Raw genomic sequence first — 14850 nt, 5'->3', positions numbered from 1 at the left:
CACCGCTGCCGCGACGCAAGAATGGCGCGCTAGCGACACACCTGACGATACAGCGCGTCATCCTTGTCGATTCGCTTGAGCTGTGCCAGCTGAGGCTGTTTCTTCTCGTCCAGCGGCAACAACTCGCCGGTTGCGCAGTTGAGCAGATGGGCGCGGTGCGAAACGTGATCGATGTGTTGCTTCTCGAAGCGATAGAGCATGAACTCGGCCACTTGCGCGTCCGCCACCTGCTCGCGCACGACGCTCTTGCTGTCGAGTACGGTGAAGGCGGTGACCATAGGTACGAAGTAGCTCCACGGGCGCCAGAACACGTGGCCCGCTTCGGTCGCGACCACGACCGACTCCCTGGGCTGACGCGCCTGTTGATGCTCGAACCAGGAGTACTCGTAGAACACCTGATAACCCAGCATCCCCAGACCACCGAACAGCGGCACGATCCACTTCGGCAGTTTGTTACGCGTCAGTTTGCGCAGCAGCAGAGCGATACCGGCAGCGCCGAGCCCCGCGACCACGATGGCAAGCAAAGTCCACAACATATGGTTGTTCCCGAAAAAAGACGGGCCTCCAGTGGAGGCCCGTCTGTCAGACCCTGGACCATCGACAGATGGCGTCAGGCCAGGATTATGCTCAGTGGCTCAGCGCGGCACCAGCACCTTTGGGGGTACGTACGCTTTCCACCAGGTCCTGGATTTCCTGCGGCGGCTCGGCGGTGACCATCGATACACCGTAGGCCACGGCGAAGTTGATCAGGGCGCCGACGGTACCGAAGGAAGCCGGGGAGATACCCATGAACCACTGGTCCGGGGTATTGGGCAGCATGTTGGTCTCCGGAATGAAGAACCAGCCCAGGTAGGTGAAGATGTACAGCAGGGTGATCACCAGGCCGGCGACCATACCGCAGATCGCACCCTTGTCGTTCATGCGCTTGGAGAAGATCCCCATCATCAGCACCGGGAACAGGGTCGCCGCAGCGATACCGAAGGCCAACGCCACCACCTGCGCGGCGAACCCGGGTGGATTCAAGCCCAGATAGGTCGCCAGCAGAATCGCGCACGCCATCGATATCCGCGCCGCCATCATCTCGTTCTTCTCGCTGATCTTCGGGTTGATCAGGGTCTTGATCAGGTCATGACTGATCGCCGAAGAAATCGCCAGCAACAATCCCGCAGCCGTCGACAGTGCCGCCGCGATGGCGCCCGCCGCGATCAGACCAACGACCCATGCAGGCAGGTTGGCGATCTCCGGGTTGGCCAGAACCAGGATGTCGTTGTTCACGGTCAGCTCGTTACCGTTCCAGCCACGCTCCTGAGCGGTCGGGGTAAAGGCCGGAGTAGCATCGTTGTACATCTGGATGCGGCCATCGCCGTTCTTGTCTTCCCACTTGATCAGGCCGGTCTGTTCCCAGTTCTTGACCCACTGCGGACGCTCGTCATAGGACAGCGCCGGGGCCGAGGCGCCTTGCGGATAGATGGTGGTCACCAGGTTCAGACGCGCCATCGAGGCCACGGCCGGAGCAGTCAGGTAGAGCATGGCGATGAAGATCAGAGTCCAGCCAGCCGACCAGCGTGCATCGGAAACCTTCGGTACAGTGAAGAAACGGATGATCACGTGCGGCAGACCGGCAGTACCGATCATCAGCGACATGGTGAACAGCACCATGTTCAGCTTGTTGTCGACATCGGCGGTATAGGCAGCGAAGCCCAGGTCACGCACCACTTCATCGAGTTTCTGCAGCAGTGGCAGGCCGGACTCGACATGGTCACCGAACAGGCCCAGCGGCGGGATCGGGTTACCGGTCAGTTGCAGGGAGATGAAGATAGCCGGGATGGTGTAGGCCACGATCAGTACCACGTACTGAGCGACCTGGGTGTAGGTGATGCCCTTCATGCCGCCGAATACGGCGTAGGCGAACACCACGGCCGCTGCGATCCAGATACCGGTGGAGTTGCTCACTTCGAGGAAGCGCGAGAATGCAACGCCGGCACCGGCCATCTGACCGATCACGTAAGTCACGGAGATGATCACCAGGCAGATCACTGCAGTCAGGCGCGCGCCACGACTGTAGAAGCGATCACCGATGAAGTCCGGTACGGTGAACTTGCCGAACTTGCGCAGGTAGGGCGCCAGTAGCATCGCCAGCAGCACGTAGCCGCCGGTCCAGCCCATGAGGAAGGTGGAGTTGGCATAACCGCCGGCGGCAATCAGGCCCGCCATGGAAATGAAGGATGCAGCGGACATCCAGTCAGCGGCTGTCGCCATGCCGTTGGTGACCGGATGCACACCACCGCCCGCGACGTAGAACTCTTTGGTGGAGCCGGCACGCGCCCAGATGGCGATGCCGATGTAGAGCGCGAAGGACGCACCTACGAACAACATGTTGATGACGAATTGGCTCATGACCACTTACTCCTCGACGCCATATTCTTTATCGAGTTTGTTCAGTCTCCACGCGTAGTGAAAAATGAGCCCGATGAAGAAGAGGATGGAGCCTTGCTGTGCGAACCAGAATCCGAGGTCGGAACCGCCAACCGAGATTCCCGCGACCATCGGGCGCAGAATCATGGCGAATCCGTAGGAAACCAGCGCCCAGATAACCAGGCTCCAGGTGATGAGCCGCACATTGGCCTTCCAATAGGCCGCAGCATTTGTTTGTTCAGAAGTCATAGACGCCTCCGGTTATTGTTATTCTGATGCAGCTTCAAGCTAGCAGCAGGCCAGCACCGACCGACAGATAGACATTGGTATTAGCAGGCTGTTGAAAACCACCTCTGCATTGGCCTCCTGCGTCGCTCTACCGCTTGCATCCATGCAGTCATCGCCGACGTTTTTCAATGACCTGCTTGCCGCATCGCAACGCTTCGGCATTTATTGCAAATGCCGAAAACGTAGAAGAGGTATGGCATCTCCAAGTGAGCTTTTGCGATTAAAACTCATTTGATAATGATTATCCAAAGCAATAGAATCCCGGGCCCTCATCCACTCCCGCCCCAAGGATTCACACCATGCGACGCCTGGTCGTACCGCTGCTCGCCCTTCCCGCCCTCGCCTGTCACAACGCCCTCGCCAGCTCGGACAACGACACCCCATTGGCGCTTGAAGAAATGCAGATCACCGCGCCAAGCGAGCGGGCCGACGGCCCGGTGGATGGTTACCGTGCGAGTCGCTCGGCCAGTGCCACCCGAACCGACACGCCAATCCACGAGATCCCACAGTCGATCAGCGTCGTCCCCGCGCAGGTGGTGCAGGACATCGGCGCGGTGCGCCTGGAAGATGCGCTGGACTACGCTGGCGGCGTGGAGCGCGGCAACAACTTCGGCGGCCAGGGTCTGACCGAATTTCTGATTCGCGGCTTCAACAGCCAGGAGTTCTACCGCAACGGTTTCGCCGTCAACCGTGGTTACCCGAACATGCCCGACGCCAGCACCATCGAGCGCATCGAAGTGCTACGCGGCCCGGCCGCCATGCTCTATGGCCGCAGCGATCCGGGCGGCACCTTCAATATCGTCAGCAAGCAGCCGCAGGCCGAGCGCCGCACCATGCTCGGTAGCCAGGTCAACAGCGAGGGCCTACGTCGCGGGACCCTCGACACTACCGGTGCGCTGGATGAGCAAGCCGCCTTCACCTACCGCCTGAACCTGGTGGCCGAGGGTGGCGACAGCTTCCGCGATGATGTCGAGAGCGAGCGCTACAACGTCGCCCCGGTACTGCGCTGGCAGCTCAACGAAGACACCGCCGTCACCCTCGAAGGCGACTACCTGCACAACCGCCACCCCCTCGACCGTGGCGTTACCCGCTATTCCAACCAGAACGGCAAGTTGCCGCGTGACCGCTTCCTCGGCGAGGAATCCGCCGGCAAGCTGACCAACGAGAACGCCAGCACGCAACTGCGCATCGAGCATCTGCTCAATGACAGCTGGACCCTGCGCGGCGGTGTGCAGTACCTCGATGGCAAGATCTACGGCGGCGCCGTGGAGAACAACAGCAACGCCTATACCGGCTTGCCTGCAGGCGCCAGCAGCGTCGGGCGCAACTACAACGAGCGCTGGCTGAACTGGAACGACGTCAACGCCCAGGCCAACGCTGAAGGCAACTTCGATCTCGCCGGCTTCGCCCACACCCTGCTGGTGGGCGTGGAGTACGACAAGTTCAACTACAACTCGCTGATCATCCGTTCGCCGGGCGGCGGCGCTTACCCCATCGACCTGTACAACCCGGTGCACGGCCAGCCGCTGCCGGCGCTGACCCGCACCACCACGCATGACGCCGAAACGCTGGAGTCCTACGCTGTCTACCTGCAGGATCAGGTCGCCCTGACCGAACGCCTCAAGGCCCAGGTGGGGGCGCGCATCGAGCGCTTCGAGCAGAGTTATGTGAACAAGCTCAACGCTGGCGGCAACTGGGATCAGGCGCACAACGCCGTCACCCCGCGCTTCGGCCTGATCTACGATCTCACCGACGAGCTGGCGGTATTCGCCAACACCTCGCGCTCGTTCAAGCCCAACCGTGGCGCTGATCGCTTCGGCAACGCCTTCGACCCGGAAAAAGGCATCGCCTATGAAGTCGGCATCAAGTACGACATGGCCGACCGCGACCTGAGTCTCACCGCCGCGCTGTTCCATATCGTGAAAGAGAACGTGCTGACCAGCGACCCGCTCGACAGCACCCGCAGTATCGCCGCCGGCGAAGTGCGCAGCCGTGGCTTCGATATCAATGTGGCCGGCAACATCACTCCGCAGTGGCGGGTGATCGGCGGCTATGCCTATGTCGACGGCGAAGTCAGCGAAAGCACCAGCGCCACCATGCCGGTGGGTACGCGCCTGGCCAACGTGCCACGGCACAGCTTCAACCTGCTCGACACCTACGAGTTCGACAGCGGAGCCCTGGCCGGCCTGGGCCTGGGCGTTGGCCTGAAATACGTCAGCGCGCGCCAGGGCCAGACCAGCAACAACACCTTCGACATGAACGGCTATGGCCTGGTCGACCTGCTGGCCTACTACCCGCTGACCGAGAACGTGCGCCTGAACCTCAACCTGAACAACGTCTTCGACAAGCACTACGAAGAACGCGCCTGGAACGTCTGGAGTTATCCGGGTGAGCCGCGCACGCTGCAGGCGGGGATTTCGGTCAGCCTGTAAGGGTGAACACCGGGTGAACGATGCTCACCCGGCTCACCTCGTCGTAGCCCGGATGCAATCCGGGGATGGTCTGTTGCACTGTTCCCGGATTGCATCCAGGCTGCGTGCCTTCAGAGCGGGTCGGAAGCCAGCTCGATCGGCAGCAGATAGCGCTCCTCGTCGTACTCGATGGGCAACTGGTAGCGGTGCGTGCTCTCTTCGACGGTCTGGCATTGGCCATCGACCAGGGCAATACGTCGTTCGACGCGGGTGTCCTTGAGCCGCAGGTCGCGATAGCCATGGTTACCGATACGTTCGGTAATGATGACCACCCCCTTGGTTTCGCTGAATTCTCCCGTGCAGTTGGTATCCCACTCGCCCCATGACAGCGCGACCGGCAACTCACCCAGCAGCAGGCGAAGGCGGCGTGCCTCAAACTCATACAGGTGCAATTGCGTTTCACTGAAGGGATTCACCCGCGAACCGTTCTCGCGCGAGATTCGCAGACCAAACGCCAGATCATCCCCGCGCAGGCGATAAGGCGCGGTATCGAAGGCCAACCGGGTCACGTAGATCGCATCCCAGTCCAGCCCATTGGGCTCCACGAGGCGGGCCACGAAATCCTGCCTGGCGCTATCGAGCAGCAGCACTTCAAGATCCGTCTCGCCATGACTGTCGTGCTCTGCACGCACCAGTGGCACTGCAATCAGGGTCAGCTCGGGCCGAGCCGGCCAGACCTTGCAGATGCTCTGTTCGGCATCCACCCGATAGGTGCCGCGTTCATCTTCCAGCCACACCCCGCCGGCCTGGCCAGGGTGTGCCTGCTCCAGCCAGGCAGGCAGTTGCGCCGAGCAGTCATCGGCCAGCGCCACGCCGGCCGTCAGCAGACCAGCCAATACCCCCGCGAACAGTGCTTTCATCCTTGAGATCCTCCGTTTCATCCCGGCGCGAGTCTACGCGGCTGCCCGCCCACTGCCCATGACGCGCATCGCGAAACAACCAGGTGATACGCAGCGCCAACAGATGCCCGGCGCGCACCTCCTCGCGCAAACCGACATGCCCACTCATGCCCGGTACCACAGGCGCATGAAGCCCAGCGCGAGCAGCAGGCCGACCTGACCCAGCGCCGCACACAGCGACAGGAAGGAGCGCAGCGTGCCGTTGTTCGCCGCGTCCTGTATGCCGGTCAGAGCACTCCAGAAGCTCTCTGGCAGCACCATCAGGCTCAGGCTGGCGAGTGGTTTGCCGGTCAGCAGCAGGCCATCGATCAGGTTGAACCAGCCGCAGAACATCAGGCCGATGAGGATCATCACCGCCACCACCAGGCCGAGGCCCAGGCAGGCGGAAAACTGCATGAGAAGACGCATGGGATTCTCTCCAGAAAAGGGGCGCGGCCTGCGCCGCGCCAATTGATTCAGGCCTGCGGAGCGCTGCGGCCGACGCCGTACCAGTCCAGTTTGCGGGTCAGCACCATCACGCTGCCGAGTACGCCGAACACCAGCAGCGAGCCCATCAGCAGGGCGTAGTCCTCGGCGTTGAGCAGGCCGTAGAGCATGGCGTACAGGGCTGCCAGCAAGGCGCCGAAGCCCATGCCACGCCGCCAGCTGTGCAACACGAAGCTGACGTAGAAGCCGATCAGGCCGACGCAGGCGCTAGCGGACAGGCCGTAGGCCAGGGCGAACTCCAGATGCTCGGAGAGCGACAAGAGCAGCAGGTAGAACAGCGCCAGCGACAGGCCGACCAGGGCGTACTGCACCGGGTGCACGGCCAGGCGCTTGAGCACCTCGAAGAGGAAGAAGGTGGCGAAGGTCAGGGCGATGAACAGCAGCGCATATTTGATCGCACGGTCGGTCTTCAGGTACTGATCCACCGGGTCGACGAAACTTACCCCGAAGTTGCGGCCGAACAGCCCCTGGCAACGATCACCGCCTACGCAGTCGCGTAATGCTTCTTCCAGGTTGGTGGCGAAGAAACTGGTCTGCCACTCGGCGGTAAAGCCTGCAGCGCTGATCTCGCGGCTGCTCGGCAGATACTCACCGACAAAGCTCGGGTGCGGCCAGTCGGAGCTCAGCTTGACCCGGCTGTCGCGCCCGACCGGCACCACCGAGAGCTGCTCGGTGCCCTGCAGCTTGAGGTCGAAGGCGAACTCGAGGGTTTGCCCACCCTGCGCATCCAGGGCCGGGATCGGTGCATGCACGCCGGCGCCGAAGTTATCGTCAGCACTGCCTGGCGCGAAGCTCAGGGTCTGGCCATTGAGGCGCAGTTGCAGGTCGTTGCTGATGCCGCGGATATCGCTGATGCCAACCGAGAGGAAGGGTTTCTCGAAGCGGTAGAAGCCCAGGTCGTCGCCCAGCCCCATACGTGCCGGCAGGCGGAATTGGCCGCTGACCTGGCTGTCGCTGCGGTACAGGCGCGCCTCGTAGATGCCACGGGCACGCAGCTCGGTGCCAACCGTGCCTTCGAGCACGAAGCGCTCCGGCAGGAAGTACAGGCGACCACGCCGCTGACGCTCTTCGCTGTAGCGCTCGCCGGTCTTCTCGTTGGTCTTCCACTCGTGGGTGGTCTTGATATAGGGCAGCACCAGGATCGGCCCGGTGATCTGCTGGCGGTAGCTGGAGCTGCGCGCAATATCCTGCAGCACCTCATGGCGCAGGCCTTGGCGCTCGTCGACCAGGCCATCGATCATCAGCAGGGGAATCATCAGCAGCAATATCAGCAGAGCGATGGCGCCCAGCTTGAAGCCCAGGGAACGGCTCATGGTACGGCTCTCCGTAGCGAGTGAAGGTACGGCAGAGTCTGGGCAACGGCGGTGGGAGGCGTATGGGGCGAGCGTGGAGATTGTGTGGAGAATGGGTGAAAGAGAAAGGGCGCCGATTCAGGGCGCCCTTTCTAAGTGCAATGCGGCATGAGACTGCTCCCGCGTGATGGATATCCGGATCAGCTGATACGGCTGGCACCTACGCGGTCGGCACCATCTTCGGCTACGCGGTTCAGGCCTACGCGGTCAGCGCCACCTTCGGCTACACGGTTCAGGCCTACGCGGTCAGCGCCACCTTCGGCTACACGGTTCAGGCCCACGCGGTCAGCACCACCTTCGGCTACACGGTTCAGGCCAACGCGGTCAGCACCACCTTCGGCTACACGGTTCAGGCCCACGCGGTCGGCGCCATCTGCGGCTACACGGTTCGGACCAACTCGGTCGGCACCATCTGCGGCTACACGATTAACGCCGACGCGATCTGCGCCATCTTCGGCGACTACAGGGGCTGCAGACTGTTGAGCGTTGATCTGCGGCAGGGCGAAAGCACTGGCGGACAGGGCGGCGATAACGAAGCTGGCGAGGATTTGCTTTTTCATGTTCGTTCTCCTGAGAGGGGGTGATTAACTGGCTACGGTTGCCATGTTACGCACGCCCCAGAACGGCAAAAGGCACATCTCGGGATAGTGACAATCGACGCCATCGATACCTGATAAATCGCTTATCGATCAGACAGATAGTTGCCACGAACAGTAGCCCAGCGTCGTCCTCGCCTTCAGCCTATTCGGCACGGTAGCGGGTGAACGGCACTGGCATCTGTATAAAAAACCAGTAAAACTTCGCACCATGCTCAGCCTCGACGCTCCCGAACTCTATTACCTGGCCAACTTCCGCAAGGCCCTCGCCTGGCTCGATACCCATCACCGCGACCTGATGGATGACGCCGAGCGCGCCTTCGTAGCGGATGTCCCTCAGCTACCACTGCCCACCCAGGCGCTGCTGGTGCGCCTGGTGATGCGCAAAGGCGTGCACTTTCGTGTCAGCAAACTGCGCTATGCCGAGATCGGCGATATTCCGACCGCTGCCGCTCCGCTGCTGGAACTGGGCTGGCTGATCGACTGCGCCGCGCTCAGCTTCGACGAGATGGGCGCCCTACTGCTCAAGGACGAACTGGCCGCGCATTTCGCAAGCTATCTGCCGCGCGGCAACCTGAAGAAAAGCGAAGTGCTCGACCATCTGCGCGAGCTACACACAGAGCCGCGCAGCCTGGCCGACTGGTGCCCGCAGTTGGACGAGCGCCTGCTGAGCCTGGCCATCGGCCCACTGTGCGACCGCCTGCGCCTGATGTTCTTCGGCAACCTGGCCCAGGACTGGTCGGAGTTCGTGCTCGCCGACCTGGGCATCTTCCGTTATGAACAGGTGCCGATCACGCCGGGCTCACGCGGTTTTCGCAGCCGCCAGGACGTGGACGACTACCTGCACCTGCGCGCCTGCCGCGAAGCCTTCGAAGCTGGCGTGGCGGTCACCGAGGTGCTGCAGCAGCTCGGTGATTTCAGCAGCGACAGCGTCCACATCGGCGAACGCCATCAGCGCCTGCTGCTGCAACTGGCGCAGCACCTGGAACGTGCCGGCGAGCTGGAATCGGCGCTGACCCTGTACCGCGATACCCGCGCGGTCGGCTCGCGGCAGCGGCAGATTCGCGTACTGGAACACCTGGGCCAGGATGCCGAAGCCCTGGCCCTGGCCGAACAGGTGATCGCAACGCCGCACAATGCCGAAGAAGCGCAGCTGGCCGAACGAGCCCGTACACGCCTGCGCAAACGCCTCGGCCTGCCGCCAGCGGCCAGGGCGGCGAAGCTCAATGAAGATCGCCTCGACCTGCGTCTGCCGCGCGCCGCCAGCGTCGAGCTGGCCGTGGCCATGCACCTGGCCGAGCCGGACGCGCCGGTGCATTACGTGGAGAACACGCTGATCTGCGGGCTGTTCGGCCTGCTGTGCTGGGAGGCGATTTTCGCCCCGCTGCCCGGCGCCTTCTTCCACCCCTTCCACACCGGCCCGGTGGATCTGCACCGCGCCGACTTCCATGCCCGGCGCAGCGAGCTGTTCGCCGCCTGCCTGGCGCGCCTGGAGGATGGAAGTTACATCGAGGCCATGCGTCGCACCCACACCGAGAAATTCGGCATCCAGTCGCCCTTCGTATTCTGGGAGCTGCTCGACGCCGAGCGCCTGGAACAGGCGCTGGCCTGCCTGCCACCGGCGCACCTGGGCGCCTGGTTCCGCCGCCTGCTGGCCGACATCCGCGAGAACCGTGCCGGCATGCCCGACCTGATCCAGTTCTGGCCGGCCGAGGGGCGCTACCGAATGATCGAGGTGAAAGGCCCTGGCGACCGCCTGCAGGACAACCAGAAACGCTGGCTGGCGTTCTGCGCCGAGCGCGGCATGCCGGTCAGCGTCTGCTACGTGGAGTGGAGCGATTGAGCCTGCGCATCGCCGTGCGCGAGCTGTGCGAGTTCACCGCCAAGGAGGGTGACCTCGACCTGCGCTTCACCCCCTCGCCCACCGCCGCCGAAGGCATGGCCGGGCACGCCACGGTGGTCGCCCGGCGCGGCCCGGACTACGTTGCCGAGCTGCCGCTGATCGGCGAGTTCGAGGGGCTGACGGTCAGTGGCCGCGCCGATGGGTTCGACCCGGAGTTTCGCCTGCTGGAAGAGATCAAGACCCATCGCGGTGACATCTCGCGCATCCCGGCCAACCATCGCCTGCTGCACTGGGCGCAGGTCAAGATCTACGGCTGGCTGCTGTGCCAGGAACTGGGCTTCGCTGAACTGGATCTGGCGGTGGTCTACTTCAACGTCATGACCCAGCAGGAAACGGTGTTCCGCGAGCGCCACAGCGCCGCGTCGCTGGGCGAGTTCTTCGCCCTGCACTGCCGCCGCTACATTCACTGGGCACGCCAGGAGCAGGCGCACCAGCAGGCGCGTAACGAAGCCCTGGAGCGCCTGAACTTCCCCTACGGCGAATTTCGCCATGGTCAGCGGCAACTGGCCGAAGCCGTGTACCGTGCCGCGCGCGATGGTCACTACCTGCTGGCGCAGGCCACCACCGGCATCGGCAAGACCCTCGGCACCCTGTTCCCGCAGCTCAAGGCCATGCCCGGCCAGCAGCTCGACCGCCTGTTCTTCCTCAGCGCCAAGACGCCCGGTCGGCGCCTGGCGCTCGATGCCCTGCAGCGCCTGCGCGAGCCGGACACACCGCTGCGCGTGCTGGAGCACGTGGCTCGCGACAAGGCCTGCGAACACCCGAGCAAGGCCTGCCATGGCGACTCCTGCCCGCTGGCCAAGGGCTTCTACGACCGCCTGCCGGCAGCGCGCAGCGCGGCGCTCAAGGAGCGCTGGCTGGATCAGCAGGCCGTGCGCAACATCGCCATCGCCCACGGCGTGTGCCCCTACTACCTGAGCCAGGAGCTGTGCCGTTGGAGCGACGTGGTGGTGTGCGACTACAACTACTACTTCGACCTCGGCGCCCTGCTGCACAGCCTCACCCTGATCAACCAGTGGCGCATCTGCCTGCTGGTGGACGAGGCGCACAATCTGGTGGAACGCGGACGCGGCATGTACAGCGCCGAGCTGGATCAGGCGCGCTTCAAGGCCCTATGCCGCGACGCGCCGAAACGCCTGAGGAGCGTGCTGGAACGGATCGACCGCCACTGGGATCAACTGCACCGCGAGCAAGAGGTGCCCTATCAGGTCTACCCGCTGGCGCCGGACTTGTTGCTCGCAGCCCTGGGCAAGGCGGTCAGCGCCATCACCGACCTGCTCACCGACCAGCCCGAAGGCAATGCCGGCGAACTGCTCAGTTTCTACCTGGACGCCATGCTGTTCTGCCGCCTGGCGGAAAGCTTCGGCCCGCACTCGCTGTTCGATATCAACCGCGTCGACGCCGGCAACGGGCGCAGCTATTCGACCCTGTGCATCCGCAATATCCTGCCGGCGCCCTTCCTCGGCCCGCGCTTCGAGGACGCCCACAGCGCCACGCTGTTCTCTGCCACCCTCAGCCCCAGCCACTACTACCTCGACCTGCTCGGCCTGCCCGAAGAGACCCAGTGCCTGGACGTGGCCTCGCCGTTCAGCGCCGAACAACTGCACGTGCAGGTAGTGCGCAACCTGTCCACGCGCTACCAGCACCGTGACGCCTCGCTGGCACCGATCTGCCAATTGATGGCGCGCCAGTACGCCGAACGTCCCGGCAACTACCTGGCCTTCTTCAGCAGCTATCAATATCTGGAACAGGTGCTGCAGCAGCTGCGCCGCGATCACCCGCAGATTCCGCTGTGGACGCAATCGCGGCAGATGGACGAGGCGGCGCGCCAGGGCTTTATCGAACGCTTCCAGATCGGCGGGCGCGGCATCGGCTTCGCCGTGCTCGGCGGTGTGTTCGGCGAGGGCGTCGACCTGCCCGGCGAACGCCTGATCGGCGCCTTCGTCGCCACCCTCGGCCTGGCCCAGCTCAACCCGATCAACGAAGAAATCCGCCAGCGCATGGACGCCCTGTTCGGCAATGGCTACGACTACACCTACCTCTACCCCGGCCTGCAAAAGGTCGTGCAGGCGGCCGGCCGAGTGATCCGCACGCCCGAAGACCAAGGCGTGCTCTACCTGATCGACGACCGCTTCGCCCGCCACGAAGTGCGCCGTCTGCTGCCGAGCTGGTGGCAGGTGGAACTGCTGCGTTTGCCATACAAAACACCCACACCCGAGCCGCAACCCGACCTGTAGGAGCGGCTTCAGCCGCGCTCATTGCAGCCTGGGAGCCGTGGCCAGGGTTGAGCGAAGCGATACCCGGGAACCCACAGAAAATGGGTTTCGCGGTGCTCTACCCATCCCACGCGCTGAACATTCTCAGGGCATTCCTAAGAAAGACAGGTGTCAGTCACTTTGCGCACAAAGGCCACTTGCCATCACACATCCAAATTGGTGTATAACCAACCAAACGCCTCCCACTTGCAATCGGTGAGATAGAGAAGGAAGCAGATGATGGCAAGGAATGTTATCCACTACTCCATGCCGGACAGTTATACAACATTCAGTGTCTATTCATAGTTATGGCCATTTGGCAAATTTAACCGTCCACAAAAGGATTTGAGTGATGATTGGAAACTTAAGCCTAAGCAAAAACGTTCAATTCTACAAACTAAAGAAAGCACTTACAAAAAAATCCATTGAAGACACATTCAAAGAAATCTCTAAAGAACGTATTGGGAATTACCTATTTAATGACGTCAAAATAGAACACACAACGACTACAGGCAACAAAATCGTATATTCTCTTGCTTCATATAAAATAGAAATAGAACCCTCATTCCTTGAAGGAACTTCAATTAAAGAACAAAAATATGCATTCTTATTAGTAATTGAATGCAATGATGCCTTAGCCATTTTGAAAAAACATGTTGAATCACCAGAAGATTATTTTACCAACTTCATAGCTGAGTTTGAATATGAAAGATTTTGTCACTTTCACGGCGATAAAAATCCTGAGTATGAAAGAGTCACAATGAGAAACATGAGCATATCAAATGCCGTCATAAGGTCCCGATCACTAGAAGCTAAAAGCTTAAATGGTATCCTCTCATCCAATTCATCAAGCCGATCAATCCCTAGCAACTTCAGAATGAAAGTCGGAGAAGATTCTTACACGCTAACCCCAAGTACCTCCAGAGTTAGCCACAGAGACAAAAAATCAGAGCTTGACGGCCTAATCGACTGGATTATTGAAGTTAAAGAAGAAATAAAGATAACCACAAATCAAAGTGAATTCCTGAGTAATTTCGCCTCTCCAATCTGTTTGAAAGACATCATCGATTTAGGCCATCAAGTTGTCGCAATCCTTATAGACCTGAATGAAATAGAAGCCAAAGTTCTCAATGGAAGTGCAACGCTAATAAAAAGCGGCGGCAGCCAACTAAGCGGCATGGAAATTAACAAGCTTTTCAATCAATTAAAGTCACCCATTTTAGTTGATGGCAACTTGTTAAAAATGAAAGGCACCACTCTGGCCGGAAAAATTTCGTATTCAAAAAATCTGATCACAATAAGAAACAAAATCCTTGACAGTATCTCCGTTGTTGAAAACGGCCTTGAGACTTATACGATAGGCCGTTACCTAAACAAAGAAAAAACATTCTCCGCGGTATTTGACTCCCCCAATTACTCATACTACTCAAAATCGTGCTTTGAAGACAAACATCTAACAAACAACATCCAATCCATACTTAACATATTTAATGACAGCTATAATTTCACAGACATTCTTAGTGAAAAAGAAAAACCACACGCAGCAAACCTAGATAGATTTCCCGACAGATCACTATTTCGAAAAGTAGAAGATCAGTACTGTGCCAATTACAACATCTTCATTTGCGACGATATGAATGATGAATGGGCTGATCATATTGCCATTGATAGCAACAGCGCTATTCCATCTATTTCTTTCATACACTCTAAATTTACTAAAAAAGATACTCATGGCGCCAGCGCATTCCATGACGTTGTAGCACAAGCGTTAAAAAATATTGGCCGAACCCAAGCTGAAAAACAATTATTTAAAAACAAGTATGATAACGAATGGCACAAAAACTATGAAAACACCAATATTAGTCGGGTCACAGGAGCTCAGAACTGGCAAGATCTGGAAGTCGCCATCGATGCAGTTAATCAAAACCCCAACTCAATAAAAAAAATAGTACTCGCAACTCCTTTTATAAGCAAAGCAACACTAGCCGCAGAGCTAAACAAATTAGCATCAGGCCAAAAATGCAAGCCACACTACATACAGTTAATCTGGCTAATAAATACCTTTATCAGCTCATGTAAAGATTTCGGGGTTCAAGCTCACATATTGTGTAAACCATAGCCCTAACACGTATATGGACTCGCCCTAAAAGCAAGTAGCCCAGACAACGATTCCAGCCGCTGGATG

11 protein-coding genes are annotated in these 14850 nt (G+C 59.9%); 4 read left to right on the top strand and 7 right to left on the bottom strand.

The features are described 5' to 3' along the window. Positions 1-29: 29 nt before the first annotated feature. The 3 genes from ACN0X6_RS10560 to ACN0X6_RS10550 form a co-directional block, all read right to left on the bottom strand. Positions 30-536 (bottom strand): hypothetical protein, encoded by a 507-nt coding sequence (locus tag ACN0X6_RS10560; protein ID WP_417703746.1) that lies wholly within the window; start codon positions 534-536, stop codon positions 30-32. A gap of 91 nt (positions 537-627) precedes the next feature. Continuing rightward, positions 628-2397 carry a sodium:solute symporter family protein gene (locus ACN0X6_RS10555; protein ID WP_417703744.1) on the bottom strand — a complete coding sequence of 590 codons (1770 nt, stop codon included), beginning with the start codon at positions 2395-2397 and terminating at the stop codon, positions 628-630. A 6-nt stretch (positions 2398-2403) separates the two neighbouring features. Further along, on the bottom strand, positions 2404-2664 hold the full coding sequence (locus ACN0X6_RS10550; RefSeq protein WP_160020000.1) for a DUF4212 domain-containing protein: 261 nt from the start codon (positions 2662-2664) through the stop codon (positions 2404-2406). A 338-nt stretch (positions 2665-3002) separates the two neighbouring features. Between ACN0X6_RS10550 and ACN0X6_RS10545 the strand changes: the two genes are divergently transcribed. Further along, a complete protein-coding gene (locus tag ACN0X6_RS10545) occupies positions 3003-5135 on the top strand; it encodes a TonB-dependent siderophore receptor (protein ID WP_417703742.1) in 2133 nt (710 codons plus the stop codon). A gap of 110 nt (positions 5136-5245) precedes the next feature. On the opposite strand, the gene ACN0X6_RS10540 is transcribed toward ACN0X6_RS10545, so the two are convergent. The 4 genes from ACN0X6_RS10540 to ACN0X6_RS10525 all read right to left on the bottom strand — a co-directional run bounded on the left by ACN0X6_RS10540 (position 5246) and on the right by ACN0X6_RS10525 (position 8471). Then, on the bottom strand, positions 5246-6034 hold the full coding sequence (locus ACN0X6_RS10540; protein WP_417703741.1) for a hypothetical protein: 789 nt from the start codon (positions 6032-6034) through the stop codon (positions 5246-5248). Between the two features lie 144 nt (positions 6035-6178). Further along, the gene (locus ACN0X6_RS10535) at positions 6179-6481 is read right to left on the bottom strand and encodes a hypothetical protein (RefSeq protein WP_417703739.1); all 303 of its coding nucleotides are present in this window, start codon (positions 6479-6481) and stop codon (positions 6179-6181) included. Positions 6482-6528: 47 nt separating this feature from the next. Further along, positions 6529-7872: a cell envelope integrity protein CreD gene (creD, locus tag ACN0X6_RS10530; RefSeq protein ID WP_417703737.1), complete on the bottom strand. Its 1344-nt coding sequence runs from the start codon at positions 7870-7872 to the stop codon at positions 6529-6531. Between the two features lie 179 nt (positions 7873-8051). Then, complete coding sequence (locus tag ACN0X6_RS10525; protein ID WP_417703735.1) at positions 8052-8471, bottom strand: phage infection protein; 420 nt, start codon at positions 8469-8471, stop codon at positions 8052-8054. 247 nt (positions 8472-8718) lie between these two features. Here ACN0X6_RS10525 and ACN0X6_RS10520 point away from each other — a divergent pair, with 247 nt between their 5' ends. The 3 genes from ACN0X6_RS10520 to ACN0X6_RS10510 all read left to right on the top strand — a co-directional run bounded on the left by ACN0X6_RS10520 (position 8719) and on the right by ACN0X6_RS10510 (position 14784). Next, on the top strand, positions 8719-10350 hold the full coding sequence (locus tag ACN0X6_RS10520) for a VRR-NUC domain-containing protein (protein WP_417703733.1): 1632 nt from the start codon (positions 8719-8721) through the stop codon (positions 10348-10350). Beyond that, positions 10347-12647 (top strand): ATP-dependent DNA helicase, encoded by a 2301-nt coding sequence (locus tag ACN0X6_RS10515; protein ID WP_417703731.1) that lies wholly within the window; start codon positions 10347-10349, stop codon positions 12645-12647. The genes ACN0X6_RS10520 and ACN0X6_RS10515 overlap by 4 nt, the downstream gene beginning before the upstream one ends. 370 nt (positions 12648-13017) lie before the next feature. Continuing rightward, on the top strand, positions 13018-14784 hold the full coding sequence (locus tag ACN0X6_RS10510) for a hypothetical protein (protein WP_417703729.1): 1767 nt from the start codon (positions 13018-13020) through the stop codon (positions 14782-14784). Positions 14785-14850: the final 66 nt, after the last annotated feature.

Source organism: Pseudomonas sp. (assembly GCF_048269965.1).
GTDB lineage: Bacteria > Pseudomonadota > Gammaproteobacteria > Pseudomonadales > Pseudomonadaceae > Aquipseudomonas.
The sequence above is the reverse complement of the archived record's forward strand: the minus strand, read 5'-3'. Positions and strand labels throughout refer to the sequence as shown.

Excerpts from the sequence above, each read along its gene's own strand:
- ACN0X6_RS10560 (WP_417703746.1), bottom strand. The coding sequence starts at position 536 with ATGTTGTGGACTTTGCTTGCCATCGTGGTCGCGGGGCTCGGCGCTGCC.
- ACN0X6_RS10555 (WP_417703744.1), bottom strand. The coding sequence starts at position 2,397 with ATGAGCCAATTCGTCATCAACATGTTGTTCGTAGGTGCGTCCTTCGCG.
- ACN0X6_RS10550 (WP_160020000.1), bottom strand. The coding sequence starts at position 2,664 with ATGACTTCTGAACAAACAAATGCTGCGGCCTATTGGAAGGCCAATGTG.
- ACN0X6_RS10545 (WP_417703742.1), top strand. The coding sequence starts at position 3,003 with ATGCGACGCCTGGTCGTACCGCTGCTCGCCCTTCCCGCCCTCGCCTGT.
- ACN0X6_RS10540 (WP_417703741.1), bottom strand. The coding sequence starts at position 6,034 with ATGAAAGCACTGTTCGCGGGGGTATTGGCTGGTCTGCTGACGGCCGGC.
- ACN0X6_RS10535 (WP_417703739.1), bottom strand. The coding sequence starts at position 6,481 with ATGCGTCTTCTCATGCAGTTTTCCGCCTGCCTGGGCCTCGGCCTGGTG.
- creD (WP_417703737.1), bottom strand. The coding sequence starts at position 7,872 with ATGAGCCGTTCCCTGGGCTTCAAGCTGGGCGCCATCGCTCTGCTGATA.
- ACN0X6_RS10525 (WP_417703735.1), bottom strand. The coding sequence starts at position 8,471 with ATGAAAAAGCAAATCCTCGCCAGCTTCGTTATCGCCGCCCTGTCCGCC.
- ACN0X6_RS10520 (WP_417703733.1), top strand. The coding sequence starts at position 8,719 with ATGCTCAGCCTCGACGCTCCCGAACTCTATTACCTGGCCAACTTCCGC.
- ACN0X6_RS10510 (WP_417703729.1), top strand. The coding sequence starts at position 13,018 with ATGATTGGAAACTTAAGCCTAAGCAAAAACGTTCAATTCTACAAACTA.